The sequence below is a fragment of the Streptomyces sp. P3 genome, from assembly GCF_003032475.1.
Lineage (GTDB): Bacteria > Actinomycetota > Actinomycetes > Streptomycetales > Streptomycetaceae > Streptomyces.
Genome location: NZ_CP028369.1, coordinates 3,521,770 through 3,538,504, shown reverse-complemented (window position 1 = coordinate 3,538,504; position 16,735 = coordinate 3,521,770). Strand labels below are relative to the sequence as shown.

14 protein-coding genes are annotated in these 16,735 nt (G+C 72.8%); 3 read left to right on the top strand and 11 right to left on the bottom strand.

Annotation, left to right across the window (positions count from 1 at the left end; all coding sequences use genetic code 11):
- Positions 1 to 43: 43 nt before the first annotated feature.
- Positions 44 to 535, bottom strand: coding sequence for a hypothetical protein (locus C6376_RS15820; RefSeq protein WP_254075953.1), 492 nt, complete (start codon positions 533 to 535; stop codon positions 44 to 46).
- 74 nt (positions 536 to 609) lie between these two features.
- On the opposite strand from C6376_RS15820, the gene C6376_RS15815 reads away from it, so the two are divergent.
- Entirely contained in the window at positions 610 to 1,005 is a 396-nt protein-coding gene (locus tag C6376_RS15815) for a hypothetical protein (RefSeq protein ID WP_107444005.1), read from the top strand.
- Here the strand turns inward: C6376_RS15815 and C6376_RS15810 are convergent.
- The 5 genes from C6376_RS15810 to hrcA all read right to left on the bottom strand — a co-directional run bounded on the left by C6376_RS15810 (position 947) and on the right by hrcA (position 5,671).
- Positions 947 to 1,339 carry a VOC family protein gene (locus C6376_RS15810; RefSeq protein ID WP_107444004.1) on the bottom strand — a complete coding sequence of 131 codons (393 nt, stop codon included), beginning with the start codon at positions 1,337 to 1,339 and terminating at the stop codon, positions 947 to 949. The genes C6376_RS15815 and C6376_RS15810 overlap by 59 nt on opposite strands.
- A 68-nt stretch (positions 1,340 to 1,407) precedes the next feature.
- Entirely contained in the window at positions 1,408 to 2,154 is a 747-nt protein-coding gene (locus C6376_RS15805; protein WP_107444003.1) for a 16S rRNA (uracil(1498)-N(3))-methyltransferase, read from the bottom strand.
- Complete coding sequence (locus C6376_RS15800; RefSeq protein ID WP_107444002.1) at positions 2,151 to 3,287, bottom strand: nitronate monooxygenase; 1,137 nt, start codon at positions 3,285 to 3,287, stop codon at positions 2,151 to 2,153. The genes C6376_RS15805 and C6376_RS15800 overlap by 4 nt, the downstream gene beginning before the upstream one ends.
- A gap of 233 nt (positions 3,288 to 3,520) precedes the next feature.
- Complete coding sequence (dnaJ, locus tag C6376_RS15795; RefSeq protein ID WP_107444001.1) at positions 3,521 to 4,654, bottom strand: molecular chaperone DnaJ; 1,134 nt, start codon at positions 4,652 to 4,654, stop codon at positions 3,521 to 3,523.
- Positions 4,655 to 5,671, bottom strand: a complete 1,017-nt coding sequence (gene hrcA / locus C6376_RS15790; protein WP_107444000.1) for a heat-inducible transcriptional repressor HrcA — start codon at positions 5,669 to 5,671, stop codon at positions 4,655 to 4,657.
- Positions 5,672 to 5,832: 161 nt separating this feature from the next.
- Here hrcA and C6376_RS15785 point away from each other — a divergent pair, with 161 nt between their 5' ends.
- A complete protein-coding gene (locus tag C6376_RS15785; RefSeq protein ID WP_107443999.1) occupies positions 5,833 to 6,561 on the top strand; it encodes an MBL fold metallo-hydrolase in 729 nt (242 codons plus the stop codon).
- A gap of 33 nt (positions 6,562 to 6,594) precedes the next feature.
- Entirely contained in the window at positions 6,595 to 7,404 is an 810-nt protein-coding gene (locus C6376_RS15780; RefSeq protein WP_107443998.1) for a DUF3097 domain-containing protein, read from the top strand.
- A 96-nt stretch (positions 7,405 to 7,500) separates the two neighbouring features.
- On the opposite strand, the gene hemW is transcribed toward C6376_RS15780, so the two are convergent.
- The 5 genes from hemW to lepA all read right to left on the bottom strand — a co-directional run bounded on the left by hemW (position 7,501) and on the right by lepA (position 16,701).
- Positions 7,501 to 8,733, bottom strand: a complete 1,233-nt coding sequence (hemW, locus tag C6376_RS15775; RefSeq protein WP_107443997.1) for a radical SAM family heme chaperone HemW — start codon at positions 8,731 to 8,733, stop codon at positions 7,501 to 7,503.
- A gap of 148 nt (positions 8,734 to 8,881) precedes the next feature.
- Positions 8,882 to 10,096 (bottom strand): Dyp-type peroxidase, encoded by a 1,215-nt coding sequence (locus tag C6376_RS15770; RefSeq protein WP_107443996.1) that lies wholly within the window; start codon positions 10,094 to 10,096, stop codon positions 8,882 to 8,884.
- A 251-nt stretch (positions 10,097 to 10,347) separates the two neighbouring features.
- Positions 10,348 to 12,372 (bottom strand): SpoIIE family protein phosphatase, encoded by a 2,025-nt coding sequence (locus tag C6376_RS15765; RefSeq protein WP_107443995.1) that lies wholly within the window; start codon positions 12,370 to 12,372, stop codon positions 10,348 to 10,350.
- Between the two features lie 289 nt (positions 12,373 to 12,661).
- Positions 12,662 to 14,536, bottom strand: a complete 1,875-nt coding sequence (locus tag C6376_RS15760; RefSeq protein WP_107443994.1) for a long-chain fatty acid--CoA ligase — start codon at positions 14,534 to 14,536, stop codon at positions 12,662 to 12,664.
- Between the two features lie 296 nt (positions 14,537 to 14,832).
- Positions 14,833 to 16,701, bottom strand: a complete 1,869-nt coding sequence (gene lepA / locus C6376_RS15755; RefSeq protein ID WP_107443993.1) for a translation elongation factor 4 — start codon at positions 16,699 to 16,701, stop codon at positions 14,833 to 14,835.
- Positions 16,702 to 16,735 lie beyond the last annotated feature (34 nt).

Below are 16,735 nucleotides of genomic sequence, written 5' to 3'. Positions count from 1 at the left end.
GATCACTGTATGCATCGCCGGGCCCGCTGGTCAGGGGTTTCGGTCACTTCCCCGCGCCGCCCGCGCCGACAGTCCGGGTGACGGTCACGGTCACGGTGACGGTCGGCCGGACGTCGGGCGCGGCGGAACCGGACGGCTTGACCGGCGACGGCGTCGCGGACTTGCAGTCGCCGAGCCCGCTCACCCGGAACAGCTGCTTCCGGCCGACGACCGCGGTGAGGTCCCCCCGCACGCAGGCCCCGTCGACCGCCCGCGCGACGCGGCCCTCGACCGTGATGTCGCGTCCGTCGGTGGTCCTGCCCCGGCAGTCGACGGCGGCGACGGCGCCCGCCTTCTTCTCGTCCCTGTACTGCGCCGTGCAGGTCAGCCAGCGCACGTCCACGTGCCGCCGCTGGATCTCGGCCGTCGCGGCCTCGTCGGTGGTGTGCGCCACGGAGATGGTGCTCAACGCGCCGGGCTCGCACCCCACGACACCGACCGCCGCCACCGCGACAGCCATCGCCGGAAACAGCCGATTACGCCTCAATGCCCCCATGGACAGCAGCGTGCCACTCGGGTCGGCCGCGCGACAGCCCTTATGCGGTCATTCCGCGCGGTTACCGTGGGCGCATGAGCGGCAGGCGTCACAGAACCCTGGTCGTGGACGAGGAGACCGTCTACGGGTGGACGGTCCGGCATCGGCACGGGGACGGGCAGCCGTGCCGGGAGATCCTCACCCTGCACCGGGACGGCCTGCGCACCCGCATCGTCTTCCGGGACGGCGAGGGGCGCTACTCGGGCGGCGGCGGCTACGGGGCGCACAGCGGCGGGGTGGGCGATCGCCTCCATCACCTCAACCTCCACGAACCCGGCGTGGTGCGCGCCTTCGTCGACGAGGCCGTCCGACGGGGACTGCTGCCCCTGGACGGGGAGTTGAACGGCTGGGAGCTGTTCAGCGCCGTCGCGCTCAGCCGCGCAGCAGCAGCCACTCCTGAAGCTCCACCAGGTTCCCCTCCGGGTCCTTGAGGTGGGCGACGCGCATGCGGTCGGTCAGCGGGGCGGGGCCGTGGATCACGGCGGCGCCACGGGCGCGGACGTCCGCGCAGTAGGCGTCCAGGTCGTCGACGCGCAGCACCACCAGGGAGCGGTGCCCGTTCGCCGCGTCGCCCAGCTCGCCGAGCACCTCCGCCATCATGGCGCGGTCCTGGATGGCGATGCCCGCCGACCCGGTGGCGGGGCTGAACTTCTCGTACGGCCCCTGCTCCGCGCCCGACTGCGGCTTCAGCCCGAGGACGTCGGCGTAGAAGCGGTAGCAGAGGGGGAAGTCCTTGACCAGCAGCCGGACTTGGACGAGTTCCACGAAACCTCCGGTGGACGGGCGGCCGCCGGGCGGGCCGCCGCAGGAGCGGGCGGACAGGCGAACGGGGGTCAGGACCAGCGGCCGGTCCGGCCCAGGACGAGGGCCGCGGCCGCCGTGCCGGCGGTCGAGGTGCGCAGTACGCTCCGGCCGAGCCGGTAGGCCTTCGCGCCCGCCTCCTCGAAGAGCGCCAGCTCCTCGGGCGACACGCCCCCCTCGGGGCCCACGACGAGCACGATCTCGCCCTCGACGGGGAGTTCGGCGGCGGCCAGCGGCTCGCTGCCGTAGTCGCGGTCCTCGTGCAGGACGGCGGCGAAGTCGGCCCGGGCGAGCAGCGCGGCCACCTGGCGGGCGGTCGAGGCCTCCGCGATCTCGGGGAAGCGGACCCGGCGGGACTGCTTGCCGGCCTCGCGGGCGGTGGCCCGCCACTTGGCGAGTGCCTTGGCGCCGCGCTCGCCCTTCCACTGGGTGATGCAGCGCGCGGCCGCCCACGGCACGATCGCGTCGACGCCGGTCTCGGTCATCGTCTCGACGGCCAGCTCGCCCCGGTCACCCTTGGGAAGGGCCTGCACGACGGTGATCCGGGGCGTCTCGACGGGCTCCTCGACCGTCTCGCCCAGCCGCACCACCAGCCGGTCCCTGCCCTCGGCGGCCACGACCTCGGCCCGCGCCCAGCGTCCGGCGCCGTCGGTGAGGACCACGTCCTCGCCGGCCCGCAGCCGCTTCACCGAGACGGCGTGCCGGCCCTCCGGCCCGTCCAGCACGAACTCGGGCCGACCGTCGGGGAGTTCGTCGACGACGAAGACGGGGGCGGTCATCGGGCGCCGCCCTCTGCGGCCGGGAAGTCCTGTGACAACGCTGTCCGTGCCGCGGCGAGTTCGCTCACCAGTACCTCCACCAGTCGTCCGGCGGGCAGTTCGCGGGCCATCCGGTGGCCCTGCCCCGCCCACAGCGCCATCCCCTGGGCGTCCCCCGCCTTGGCCGCCGCCTTGCGCAGCGGCACGGTGAGGTGGTGCACCTCCGGGTAGGCGGCGGGCGCGTAGGGGCCGTGCTCGCGCAGGAAGCGGTTGACCAGGCCGCGGGCCGGGCGCCCGGAGAAGGCGCGGGTCAGCTCGGTGCGCACGAAGAGGGGGTTGGTCAGCGCCTCCTTGTGCACGGCGTGCGCGCCGGACTCGGGCGTGGCGAGGAACGCGGTGCCCAGCTGGGCCGCGCTCGCGCCGGCCGCGAGGACCGCGGCGATCTGGCTGCCACGCATGATGCCGCCGGCGGCGACGATGGGCAGGCTCACTGACTCGCGGACCTGGGCGACCAGGGAGAGCAGACCGATGCCGCAGCCGTCGTTCTCTGGGTTGTCCCGGTGGCTGCCCTGGTGTCCGCCGGCCTCCACCCCCTGCACGACGACCGCGTCCGCGCCGGCCCGCTCCACGGCGAGGGCCTCCTCGGCGGTGGTCGCCGTGACCAGCGTGAACGTTCCCGCACGGCGCAGCGACTCCAGCGCCTCGCCGCTCGGTACGCCGAAGTGGAAGGACACCACGGGCGCCGGGTTGTCCAGCAGCACCGCGAGCTTGGCGTCGTACCCGTCGTCGCGGCCGCTGTCCGGATCGCCGAGTTCCGTGTCGTACCAGACGGCCTCGCCGGCCAGCTGGTGGGCGTAGACGTCGACGGCGCCGGCAGCGGGGGGCGCGGCGACAGCCGCTCCGGTGGAGCCGGTGCTCGCACCGGGGTAGTCGGGCTGCGGCATGAAGAGGTTGACGCCGAAGGGGCGGTTGGTGAGGCTGCGCAGCTGCTTGATGTCCTGGTACATGCCGTCGGCCGTCTTGTACCCGGCCGCGAGGAATCCGAGCCCGCCCGCCTCGGACACGGCGGCCGCGAGCTGCGGGACGGAGACACCACCCGCCATGGGGGCCTGCACGATCGGGTGAGGGAGAAGACCGGTCAGCGCGGAGGACATGGCGGCATGTTGTCACGTCCTCAGAACAAGTCCGAATCGGCCCTTCTCCTCGGCACGGGCCAGGCGATCCGGCCGCCGGCGCGCACACTCGGCCCGCCCGGGGCTTGAGGACGGGGCCCTTTCGGGCCCGAGGGCGCGGGGGTCCGGGGCGCAGTCCCTGATGACGGGAAGGGAAAGGAAGAGAAGGGAAGGTGCGGCGGGGGCGGAAAAGCAGCCCCCGCCGCACCCCACCGTCACCGCCCGTTGAACGCGTCCTTCAGTCGCGAGAACAGGCCCTGCTGCCCGGGCTGGAACTGCCCCGTGGGCCGCTCCTCGCCCCGCAGCTTGGCCAGCTCGCGCAGCAGCCGCTCCTGCTCGGGATCCAGCTTCGTCGGGGTCTGCACCTCGACGTGCACGATGAGGTCGCCGCGGCCGCCGCCACGCAGATGCGTGACGCCCCGGCCGTGCAGCGGGATCGACTGGCCGGACTGGGTGCCGGGCCGGATGTCGACCTCCTCCAGGCCGTCCAGCGTCTCCAGGGGCACCTTCGTGCCGAGGGACGCCGCCGTCATCGGCAGGGTCACCGTGCAGTGCAGGTCGTCGCCGCGCCGCTGGAACTGGGCGTGCGGCAGCTCGTGGATCTCCACGTACAGGTCGCCGGCGGGGCCGCCGCCGGGACCGACCTCGCCCTCGCCCGCGAGCTGGATCCGGGTGCCGTTGTCGACGCCGGCCGGGATCTTCACCGTCAGGGTGCGGCGCGAGCGCACGCGCCCGTCGCCCGCGCACTCCGGGCACGGGGTCGGCACGACGGTGCCGAAGCCCTGGCACTGCGGACACGGCCGCGACGTCATGACCTGGCCCAGGAAGGACCGGGTCACCTGCGACACCTCGCCGCGACCGCGGCACATGTCACACGTCTGGGCGCTGGTGCCGGGGGCGGCGCCTTCGCCGCTGCACGTCGTGCAGACGATCGCGGTGTCGACCTGGAGGTCCTTCGTGGTGCCGAAGGCCGCCTCCTCGAGGTCGATCTCCAGCCGGATCATCGCGTCCTGGCCGCGCCGGGTGCGTGAGCGTGGCCCGCGCTGCGACGCCGTACCGAAGAACGCGTCCATGATGTCGGAGAAGTTGCCGAAGCCACCCGCCCCGAAGCCGCCGGCGCCGCCGCCCGCCTGGGACAGCGGGTCGCCGCCGAGGTCGTAGACCTGCTTCTTCTGCGGGTCCGACAACACCTCGTAGGCGGCGTTGATCTCCTTGAACCGCTCCTGGGTCTTCGGATCCGGGTTGACGTCCGGGTGCAGCTCGCGCGCGAGCCTCCGGAAGGCCTTCTTGATCTCTTCCTGCGACGCGTCGCGGCGCACGCCGAGGACGGCGTAGTAGTCCGTGGCCACTTACGACTCCGCCAGGATCTGTCCGACGTACCGTGCCACCGCTCGTACCGCTCCCATCGTTCCCGGGTAATCCATGCGGGTCGGTCCGACCACGCCGAGTTTGGCGACTGCTTCGCCGCCCGAACCGTAGCCGACCGACACCACGGAAGTGGAGTTGAGTCCCTCGTAGGCGTTCTCGTGACCGATGCGTACGGTCATGCCCGAATCCCCCGCCTCGCCAAGGAGCTTGAGGAGCACGACCTGCTCCTCGAGGGCCTCCAGGACGGGCCGGATGGTGAGGGGAAAGTCATGTCCGAAGCGGGTGAGATTGGCGGTTCCGCCGATCATCAGCCGCTCCTCGTTCTCCTCGACGAGCGTCTCCAGCAGGGTGGAGAGCACCATCGTGACGGTGCCGCGGTCCTCGGCCTCGAAGGCCTCCGGAAGATCCTCCACCAGCCGCGGCACGTCCGAGAACCGGCGGCCGGCCACCCGGCTGTTGAGCCGTGCGCGCAGATCCGCCAGCGAGGACTCCCCGAACGGCGCCGGGCAGTCCACCAGCCGCTGCTCGACCCGCCCGGTGTCCGTGATCAGCACCAGCATCAGGCGGGCGGGCGCGAGCGAGAGGAGCTCCACGTGCCGCACGGTCGAACGGGTCAGGGACGGGTACTGCACGACGGCGACCTGCCGGGTGAGCTGCGCGAGCAGCCGTACCGTCCGCGCCACGACGTCGTCGAGGTCGACCGCGCCGTCCAGGAAGTTCTGGATGGCGCGCCGCTCGGGGCCGGTCATCGGCTTGACGCCGGCCAGTTTGTCGACGAAGAGCCGGTAGCCCTTGTCGGTGGGGATCCGCCCGGCACTGGTGTGCGGCTGGGCGATGTACCCCTCGTCCTCCAGGGCGGCCATGTCGTTGCGGACCGTCGCCGGGGAGACGCCGAGGTTGTGGCGCTCGGTGAGCGCCTTGGACCCCACGGGCTCCTCGGTGCCGACATAGTCCTGGACGATGGCGCGCAGCACCTGGAGCCTGCGTTCACTCAGCATCGCGCGCACACCTCCAGAATCTCGTCCCCCAGTCCCCTGGGCCTTCGCGTTTGGCACTCTTCACATTCGAGTGCCAGCGTTCCCCGGCCAGTGTACGGCTGTGGGGTACACCCGGGGCAAGGTCGGCCCCTGCACGGGTGCCGCGCAGTTAGCGTCGCGGTATGACGATGACTTGGGAAGAGCTGGGATGGGAGCGGGTCGCGGCCGGGGTGGGCCGCTGCCGGCTGCCGGGCTGGGACTGCACGGTGGGGCTGGTCGTCGGGGCGGGTGCGGCGCTGGTGATCGACGCCGGGTCGACGCTGGCGGAGGGGGCGCTGCTGCGGGCGCAGGCCGAGGAGCTCGCCGGCGGGCGTGTGACCCATCTCGCGCTCACACACCCCCATTTCGACCATGTGCTGGGGGCGGCGGCGTTCGCCGGCGCGGAGGTGTTCGGGGCGGTGGGCATCGATTCCGTGCCGGCCGACGAGCTGCGGGAGGACGCGGTCCGGCAGGGCGTGGACGAGGCGGCGGCGACGGAGGCCGCGGACACGCTCGTCCGGCCCCGCCACTTCGTCTCCGGGGAGTGGACGCTCGACCTGGGCGGGGGCCGCCAGGTCCTGCTGGCGAACGTGGGCCCCGCCCACTCCGCCCATGACCTGGTGGTCCTCGTCCCGGGTGCGGTCGCCGGTGAGCCCGAGACGGTCTTCTGCGGCGATCTGGTCGAGGAGTCCGGTGAACCGCAGGCCGGCCCGGACGCGGTGCCGTCGCGCTGGCCCGCCGCCCTCGACCGGCTCCTCGACCTCGGCGGCGAGGACGCGCGATACGTGCCCGGTCACGGGGCCGTGGTGGACGCGGCGTTCGTGCGTGCGCAGCGGGACGCGCTCGCGGAGCGATTCGGCGTGTCGACGTAATCCCGCCCAGGGGATTCTCCTATCGTCATCCGAATGCGCCAGTACTCCGCCGACCTGACACCTCCCTGGAAGAAGCCGACGCCGGTTCCCGAGGTCGCGGCGGAGCCCGGCCTGGTGGTGGAGGAGCCCGGCACCGGTTTCTGCGGCGCGGTGATCCGCTGCGAGGCGGGCACGGTGACCCTGGAGGACCGCTTCGGCAAGCACCGGGTGTTCCCGCTGGAGCCACGCGGCTTCCTCCTGGAGGGCAGGGCGGTGACCTTGGTGCGACCCGCCGCGGGCCCCGCACGTCCGGCCCGCACCGCCTCGGGTTCGGTCGCCGTCCCCGGCGCCCGCGCTCGGGTGGCCCGCGCCGGCCGCATCTACGTCGAGGGCCGGCACGACGCCGAGCTGGTCGAGAAGGTGTGGGGCGACGACCTGCGCGTCGAGGGCGTGGTCGTGGAGTACCTGGAGGGGGTCGACGACCTGCCGTCGATCGTCGCCGAGTTCGGCCCCGGCCCGGACGCGAAGCTGGGCGTCCTGGTGGACCACCTGGTGCCGGGGACGAAGGAGTGGCGCATCGCGCAGGCGGTGACCAGCGAGCAAGCGCTGGTCGTCGGCCACCCGTACATCGACATCTGGGAGGCCGTGAAACCGGCCTCCCTGGGGATCGCGGGGTGGCCTCGGGTCCCGCACGGCCAGGACTGGAAGACGGGCGTGTGCCGGGCGCTGGGCTGGCCGTCGGAGAACACCGGGGCGGTGTGGCAGGCGATCCTGAAGCGGGTCGGCTCCTACAAGGACCTGGAGCCGGAGTTGCTGGGCCGCGTGGAGGAACTGATCGACTTCGTCACCGACGGCGGGGCCTGACGTCCGTCCGGCACGGGCTGCTCCGCCGTGCCGGACCGCGTCACGACCCGGACCGCGTCACGACCCGGGGCGCGGACGCGTCACGACGCGAGGCGATCAGTCGACCAGATCCCGCACCACCGCGTCCGCCAGCAGCCGGCCGCGCAGGGTGAGCACCGCCCGTCCCTCGTCGTACGGTCCGTGCTCCAGCAGGCCTTCCCCCAGCGCCCGGCGGGACGCCGCGAGCCCCGCCGGCCGCAGCAGGTCCAGCGGCGCGCCGTCACGCAGCCGCAGCTCCAGCAGGATCCGTTCCACCCGGCGGTCCTCGTCGGACAGCAGCTCCCGGCCCGCGCCCGGGGAGCGGCCCGCCGCCAGCGCCGCCGCGTACGCCCCCGGATGCTTGACGTTCCACCAGCGCACCCCGCCGACGTGCGAATGCGCGCCCGGCCCGGCGCCCCACCAGTCGGCGCCGCGCCAGTACAGCTCGTTGTGCAGGCAGCGCGCCGCCCGCGACGTGGCCCAGTTGGAGACCTCGTACCAGTCGTAGCCCGCCGCCGACATCACCTCGTCCGCGATCAGATAGCGGTCGGCGTGCACGTCGTCGTCGGTCGTCGGGACCTCGCCGCGGCGGATCCGGCGGGCCAGCTGCGTGCCCTCCTCGACGATCAGGGCGTACGCGCTGACGTGGTCGGGTCCGGCGCCCAGGGCCGCCTCCAGCGAGGCCCGCCAGTCGTCGTCCGACTCACCCGGGGTGCCGTAGATCAGGTCCAGGTTGACGTGGTCGAAGCCCGCTGCCCGCGCCTCCGCGACACACCGCTCGGGCCGGCCGGGCGTGTGCGTGCGGTCGAGGACCTTCAGCACGTGCTGCCGCGCGCTCTGCATGCCGAACGACACCCGGTTGAAGCCGCCCTCGCGCAGGGCCGTCAGATAGGCGGGGTCGACGGACTCCGGGTTGGCCTCCGTCGTCACCTCCGCGTCCGCCGCGAGGCCGAACTCGTCACGGACCGCGCCCAGCATCCGTACCAGGTCGGACGCGGCCAGCAGGGTCGGCGTACCGCCGCCGACGAAGACGGTGCGGACCTCGCGCGGGTCGTCGCCGAGGACCTTGCGGGCCAGCCGGATCTCGTCGATCACGGTGTCGGCGTAGTTGTCGCGGGAGGCGAGGATGCCGCCGGTGCCGCGCAGCTCGGTCGCGGTGTAGGTGTTGAAGTCGCAGTACCCGCAGCGGGTCGCGCAGTACGGGACGTGCAGATAGAACCCGAGGGGGCGGTCGGCGGCGCCGGCGAGCGCGGACGCCGGGAGCGTGCCGTCGCCGGGAACCGGCTCACCGTCGGGGAGTGCGGAAGGCATACCGCCCATTGTCCCGCACGCCCGCACCGGCCCTCGTCGGCGTGCTTCGCCGCCGCGTCACCCTCGCGTCGGCACACGCCGTCGCCCGCGCCGCCCCCTCGTCCGCGCCGCCCCTCGGCTGCGGCCCGCGACCGCTGCCGGACCTCCCTCAGCCCAGCAGCTCCGCCCCCAGCGGACGGCCCGGACCGGCGCCCGGCAGGACGTACGCCACCGCCGAGCCCCGCGCCTGGGTGAACGCGGCCAGGTCGTCCTGCGCGGCCATACGGCGCTGGACCCGGGCGAACAGCGCCGGGTCCCGCATGAAGGCGAGGAACAGCAGGCCCTGGTCGGTGGGGCCGTCGGCATAGGAGTAGCTGCGGCGCAGCATCCGGGCGCCGTCGTCGAGGCGGGGGCTCACGGCGCGCACGTGCGAACGCGGCGGCGTGGCGTACCGGCCCTGAGCATCCTTGGCGAGCGGGTCGACGTCGTCGTGCTCCGAGCCGCCGTCGAGCGGGGCCCCGGTCGCGCGGCGGCGGCCGACGATCTCCTCCTGACGGTGCACGGCGAGCCGCGCGAAGTCCTCGACGCGCAGGTGGACACGCCGGACGACGAGGTAGGTCGCGTCGCCCGACCACACCCAGCGCTCGCACTCCTCGGCGGTGGGATTGGCACTGCCGTTCCTGAATCCGAGCAGGTCGCGCGGGGTGCCTCCGCCGTCCGGGGAAGGCGGCAGGAAGCCCCCCTGACGCCACCGCGGGCTCAGCGCGTCCCCCGCCAGCCGGGTCAGGGTGACCGCGGTCGCCTCGGTGGCGTCGGCCGAGTCGGCGCACAGCTGCACCAGCACGTCGCCGCCGCAGCGGGCGGGGTCGAGCCGGTCGCCGGGGAAGGAGGGCAGGTCGCGCAGGGCGTCGGGGGCGCGCAGGCCCAGGCGGTCGGGCAACCCGGGGCCGACTCCGAGCGTGGCGGTGAGACGGGCCGTGCGACCGCCGTCGGCTTCCCCGGCCTCCCCGGTCCCCTGGGTGTCCACGGTCTCTCCGGTCCCCTGGGTGTCCACGGTCTCTCCGGTCCCCTGGGTGTCCGCGGTCTCCTGAGCCTCCGCAAGGGCGTGGGTCCACCTCGCGAACACCGCCTTCAGCTGCCGTACGCCCACCGCACCGCGCAGGGCGGGATCGAGGTCGTACGCCAGGATCAGAGCGGTGGCCTGTTGCGGGGTGGTCACGCCGGCCTGGCGGCGGCGCGCCGCGTGGGCCCCTGGCCCGGGCGCGCCCACCGGCGGGCGGGCCTCGCGGGTGCATGCGGTCGCGGTCAGCCCGATTCCCGCGCCGGCGATCAGGACGCTGCGGCGGGTGGGCGCGTCATCTACGGCATTATTCGCCTTCGGCACAAAACCGGACCATACATGCGCAGAGTGCGCCCGGTCGCGTCCCTCGCCGCGCGGCCCCCGCCCCTCGCCACCCGGTCCGTAACCTTCGCGGCACCGCCCCGCCCCGGCGCTCGGCCTGACGCCCCGCGACTCCGCCGCCGCGCAGTTCCGTCGCCCGACGGCGGTTGGGCGGTCACCGGACCACCGTCGGCGCTCCTCGCCGCCGTACCGGTGCCTTCACCCGCGTCACCGCCCGGCGACGCTGCGGTCCGCTACTCCGCCTGCAGCACCAGCAGGGCCAGGTCGTCGTCCGGCGGCTCCTCGCCGAACTCGTGCACCAACTGCCGGATCCGCTCCGCGATCAGCTCCGCGTCCAGTCCGGCGCAGCCCGCCAGCGCCGTCGCCAGACCGTCCTCGTCGTCGAACTGGCGCAGTCCCGAGCGCCGTTCCGTCACGCCGTCGGTGACGCACAGCAGGCTGTCGCCGGGTCGCAGCTCCAGGCTGTGGCAGGTGTAGACGACGTCCTCGACGACCCCGAGAAGGGTCTGCGGGCGTCCGGCGGTGGCGACCGCGCCGTCCGGACCGAGCAGCAGGGGCAGCGGGTGTCCGGCGGAGGCGAGGGTGCAGCGGATGCCGCCCTCGAAGGGTGCCAGCTCGCCGTACAGGAGCGACAGGAAGCGGGTCTGCGGGCCGTCCGCGGGCCCGGCGGGGCCGACAAAGGCGCGGGCGGCGGCGTCGGCGGCCTCGGTCGCGTCGTCGAGGAGGAGCTGGTTGAGGCGGTCCAGGACGTCGGCGACGCCGTAGCCCTCACGGGCCAGCAGACGCAGCCAGGGCCGGGCCAGCCCGATGACGACGGCCGCCTCCGGGCCCTTGCCCTGGACGTCTCCCACGGCGAAGCACCAGCGGCCGTCGCCCGCCGGGAACAGGTCGTAGAAGTCGCCGCTGGGCCCGCCCTGCTCGCGCGGCTCGTAGACGAGGGCGCTGCACACACCGGGGATCTGGGCGACCGCGCCGGGCAGCAGCCCGCGCTGCAGAACGGCGCTGATGGTGGCCTGCCGGGCGTACTGACGGGCCGCGCCGATGGCGAGCGCCACCCGGCGGCCGAGATCCTCCACGAGCCCGGTGACCTCGTCGGGGAAGACGCCGGGTCCGGCCCGTCCGAGGACCAGGGTGCCCAGTGGCCGGCCGCCGGCGATCAGCCGGTAGGCGAGCGAGACGCCGTCCGGGCCGAGCGCCGTCGCGGGCCAGGGATAGGGCTCCGGCCCCGAGCGTGGACCGCCGTCGGGCGGGCACGGCGGATCCTTGTCCAGGGTGCGGCGCAACTCCTCGATGCGGTTCTCGCTGCCGTGCCAGACGCGGGCAAGCCGCGGCCCCGGCCCGCCGGACCAGTCACCGCGGCCGCTGACCTCGTCCTCCAGCCACACCGCGCACCAGTCGGCGAGCCGCGGCACCAGCAGCTGGCCGGTCAGCGCGGCGACCAGGTCCTCGTCGAGCTGGCCGGCCAGCAGGTCGGACGCCTCGGCGAGGAAGGAGAGGGCGCCACGGTTGAGCCAGTCCGGGTCGCCCCGGCCGCTGGGCTCCGGTGCGGGTGCGAAGGCGTCGAGAAGCCCGGAGAAATCGACATGACCGTAGCCGTGGTCGTAGCCGTGGTCCGGGTGCGGGTCGCAGGTGTGATCGCTGACGTGGCCGTGGCCGTCGTCGCACTCGGGGTCGACGCCGCCGTCGGGCATGCCGCCCCCCTCGGCGGCCTGCGCCGCGCCGCCGCCCGCGAAGCCCGGCTCGGCGGACTCGGCGGCCGGCAGCAGCCGCGCCCAGACCGTCTTCGCCCCCCTGCGGTACGTCACGCCCCAGGCGTCCGCCAGCGTGGCCACCAGGCGCAGGCCGCGGCCGTGCTCCGGTGTGCCGTGGGGCGGGTCGGCGGCGTGGTCGCGCGGGGTGCGGGAGGGGTGCCGGTCACAGACCTCCACGACGACCGCGAGGCCGCCGTCGGACGGACCGGACTCCGCCTCCAGCCGGCACACCAGCTCGACCTCGGTGCCGGCGTGGACCACGGCGTTGGTGACCAGCTCGCTGACGACGAGTATCGCGTCCTCGGCGAGGCGCTCGCGCAGCTTCACGGCGCCGGGCAGACCGGTTGCGGCCCACTCGGACAGCGAGGTGCGTACCAGATCGCGGGCGGCGCCGGGCGCGAGAGAGCTGCCGGCCAGGATCGCGCGCGCGTGCGGGAGCCCACCCGCGCGCGCGGGCGCGCCGCCGGCCCGGGAGAGGGTCTCCCGTTGCGTCGGAATGGCACCCATGCGCAGCTCCCCGGACGGTCGAATGCACCATCAGGGTGACAGACCGGTTCCGTCCGTGAGCGCTTAGTCACCGAAGTGGGCCGTCCGGAGTGAGAAGCGTGCTATGCGAGCACGCGTGTGCCAAATGACGCCCGATGACGCACGGATGAGGGGCGGGATCCGAACATCCGGACTCCACCCCTCCCCTTCGCGCCGGGGTGCCGCCGACCGGGATCCGCGCCACCCCCGTGCCCCGCACCACGCCGGAGCCGCGCCGCCGGAACTGCGCCACGCCGGAACTGCGCCCGCCCTACGCCTCGCGCGATCCGGCGTACATCTCGTCGATGAGGTGCTTGTACTCCCGCTCCACGACCGGCCGCTTGAGTTTCAGGCTCGGCGTGATCTCGCCGTGCTCGACGTCCAGGTCGCGGGGCAGCAGCCGGAACTTCTTGATGGTCTGCCAGCGCTGGAGGCCCTCGTTGAGCCGCTTGACGTAACCGTCGATGAGCTCCACGGTGACGGGTGCGGCCACGACCTCCGCGTACGGCTTTCCGGCCAGCCCGTTGTCCTTCGCCCAGTCCAGCAGGGACGGCTCGTCGAGGGCGATGAGCGCCGTGCAGAAGTTCCGGTCGGCGCCGTGCACGAGGATGTTGGAGACGTACGGGCAGACCGCCTTGAACTGGCCCTCGACCTCGGCGGGCGCGATGTACTTGCCGCCGGACGTCTTGATGAGGTCCTTCTTGCGGTCGGTGATCCGCAGGTAGCCGTCGGGCGACAGCTCGCCGATGTCGCCGGTGTGGAACCAGCCGTCCGCCTCGAGGACCTCGGCGGTCTTCTCGGGGAGCTTGTGGTACCCCTCCATGATGCCGGGGCCGCGCAGCAGGATCTCGCCGTCGTCGGCGATGCGCACCTCCGTGCCGGGCAACGGCTTGCCGACCGTGCCGGTGCGGTAGGCCTCGCCGGGGTTCACGAAGGAGGCGGCGGAGGACTCCGTCAGGCCGTAGCCCTCCAGGATGTGGATGCCGGCGCCGGCGAAGAAGTAACCGATCTCCGGCGCGAGGGCCGCCGACCCGGAGACACAGGCGCGCAGGTTGCCGCCGAAGGCCTCGCGGATCTTGGCGAAGACGAGCGCGTCGGCGACCTTGTGCTTGGCGCCGAGCCCGAAGGGGACGGACGCGCTGCCGGTGCGCCGGAAGTTGTCCTGGGCGGCCTTGGCGTACTCGCGGGAGACCTCGGCGGCCCACTGGAAGATCTTGTACTTGGCCCCGCCGCCCGCGCGGGCCTTGGCGGCGACGCCGTTGTAGACCTTCTCGAAGATGCGCGGCACCGCGGCCATGTACGTCGGCCGGACCACCGGCAGGTTCTCGATGATCTTGTCCACGCGACCGTCAACGGCCGTGACGTGCCCGACCTCGATCTGGCCGGAGGTGAGCACCTTGCCGAAGACGTGTGCGAGCGGCAGCCACAGGTACTGCACGTCGTCGGGGCCGACCAGGCCGGTCGCCGCGATCGCCTTCGCCATGTACGACCAGTTGTCGTGCGGCAGGCGCACGCCCTTGGGGCGGCCGGTGGTGCCGGAGGTGTAGATGAGGGTGGCGAGCTGGTCGGAGGTGATCGCGGCGACCCGCTCCTTGATCAGCCCGGCCTCCTTCTCCAGCCGGGCCGCGCCGCGCTTCTCCAGCTCGTCCAGGGTGAGGATCCAGTCGGCTGTCTCCACACCGGCCGGGTCGATCACGACCACATGGGTGAGGTCGGGCAGCTCGGCGCGCTTCTCGACCGCCTTGGCGAGCTGAGCCGCGTCCTCGGCGATCAGCACCCGGCTCTCGGAGTCCGAAAGGATGAACGCCGACTCGTCGGCGTTGGTCTGCGGGTAGACGGTGGTCGTGGCCGCTCCGGCGCACATGATGCCGAGGTCGGCGAGGATCCACTCGAGGCGCGTGGAGCAGGCGAGCGCGACGCGCTGCTCGGGCTGCACGCCGAGTTCGATGAGGCCGGCCGCGATCGCGTAGACCCGCTCTGCGGCCTGCGCCCAGCTCAGCGCCTTCCAGGCGTCGGGGCCCTCGCCGGACGCGGCAGGCACCGGATGGCGGTACGCCTCCGCGTCGGGCGTGGCCGCCACGCGCTCCAGGAAGAGGCCCGCGACCGACGGCGGACGGTTCTCGATCAGTGTCTGTGTGTCGCTCACGACATCCTCCGGGGCCCGCGACGGTGCGGCGGCTGGCTCGTTGCGGCGTCGTTCGACGCGCGGCTGCTGTTGACGGCGGCTCTTGTTGACGACGGCTGTGCTGGACGACGGCTGTGCTCGACGGCAGCTGTTGTTTAACTCACGAGTAACTACCGAGCAGGCATCAGAGTAAAGGGCGACTGGCCAGCGCGTAAGGGGCTCCGGTCGGTCACTTTCTCCTGAGTACAGCCAAAGGGCCCGCCGCGCGACAGCACGACGGGCCCCGGGCACACCCTGAACACGGGCCTCAGGTGCGGCTACTTCTTGCCCTTGCCGGATCCCGCGTTGTCGTCGCTGCTCAGGACGGCGATGAAGGCCTCCTGCGGAACCTCCACGGAACCCACCATCTTCATCCGCTTCTTGCCTTCCTTCTGCTTCTCCAGCAGCTTGCGCTTACGGGAGATGTCGCCGCCGTAGCACTTGGCGAGGACGTCCTTGCGGATGGCGCGGATGGTCTCGCGGGCGATGACCCGGGAGCCGACGGCCGCCTGGATCGGCACCTCGAAGGCCTGCCGCGGGATGAGCTCGCGCAGCTTGGCGACGAGCCGCACACCGTAGGCGTACGCGGCGTCCTTGTGGGTGACGGCCGAGAAGGCGTCCACCTTGTCGCCGTGCAGCAGGATGTCCACCTTGACCAGGCTGGAGGCCTGCTCGCCGGTGGGCTCGTAGTCCAGCGACGCGTAACCGCGCGTCTTGGACTTCAGCTGGTCGAAGAAGTCGAAGACGATCTCCGCGAGCGGCAGCGTGTAGCGGATCTCGACCCGGTCCTCGGAGAGGTAGTCCATGCCGAGCAGGGTGCCGCGCCGGGTCTGGCACAGCTCCATGATCGACCCGATGAACTCGGAGGGCGCGAGGATCGTGGCGCGTACGACGGGCTCGTGGACGTCGTTGATCTTCCCCTCGGGGAACTCGCTCGGGTTGGTCACCGTGTGCTCGCTGCCGTCCTCCATCACGACGCGGTAGACCACGTTCGGCGCGGTGGCGATGAGGTCGAGTCCGAACTCGCGCTCCAGCCGCTCACGGATCACGTCGAGGTGCAGCAGGCCGAGGAAGCCGACGCGGAAGCCGAAGCCGAGGGCGGCGGACGTCTCCGGCTCGTAGACCAGCGCGGCGTCGTTGAGCTGCAGCTTGTCGAGCGCGTCGCGCAGCTCCGGGTAGTCCGAGCCGTCGAGGGGGTACAGGCCCGAGAACACCATCGGCTTGGGGTCCTTGTACCCGCCGAGGGCCTCGGTCGCGCCCTTGTGCAGGGTGGTGATGGTGTCACCGACCTTGGACTGACGGACGTCCTTCACACCGGTGATCAGATAGCCGACCTCACCGACGCCCAGGCCGTCGGCCGACTTCATCTCCGGCGCCGAGACGCCGATCTCGAGCAGCTCGTGCGTGGCGCCGGTGGACATCATCCGGATCCGCTCACGCTTGTTGAGCTGGCCGTCGATGACACGCACGTATGTCACGACACCGCGGTAGGAGTCGTAGACCGAGTCGAAGATCATCGCGCGGGCGGGGGCGTCCTGGACGCCGACCGGGGCCGGAACGTCGGCGACGACCCGGTCCAGCAGCGCCTCGACCCCCAGACCGGTCTTGGCGGAGACCTTGAGCACGTCCTCGGGGTCGCAGCCGATGAGGTTGGCGAGCTCCTCGGAGAACTTCTCGGGCTGGGCGGCCGGCAGGTCGATCTTGTTCAGCACCGGGATGATCTTGAGGTCGTTCTCCATCGCCAGGTAGAGGTTGGCGAGAGTCTGGGCCTCGATGCCCTGGGCGGCGTCGACGAGGAGGACGGTGCCCTCGCACGCGGCCAGCGACCGGGACACCTCGTACGTGAAGTCCACGTGCCCCGGGGTGTCGATCATGTTCAGGATGTGGGTGTGCCCCGGATCCTGTGTCGGGGCCCAGGGCAGACGCACGGCCTGGGACTTGATCGTGATGCCGCGCTCACGCTCGATGTCCATGCGGTCGAGGTACTGAGCACGCATCTGCCGCTGATCGACGACTCCGGTCAGCTGGAGCATGCGGTCGGCGAGCGTGGACTTGCCGTGGTCGATGTGCGCGATGATGCAGAAGTTGCGGATCAGAGCCGGGTCGGTACGGCTCGGCTCGGGCACATTGTTAGGGGTCGCGGGCACGCAGGGTCCTGTCTCTTGAGGCGCCTTGTGCCTC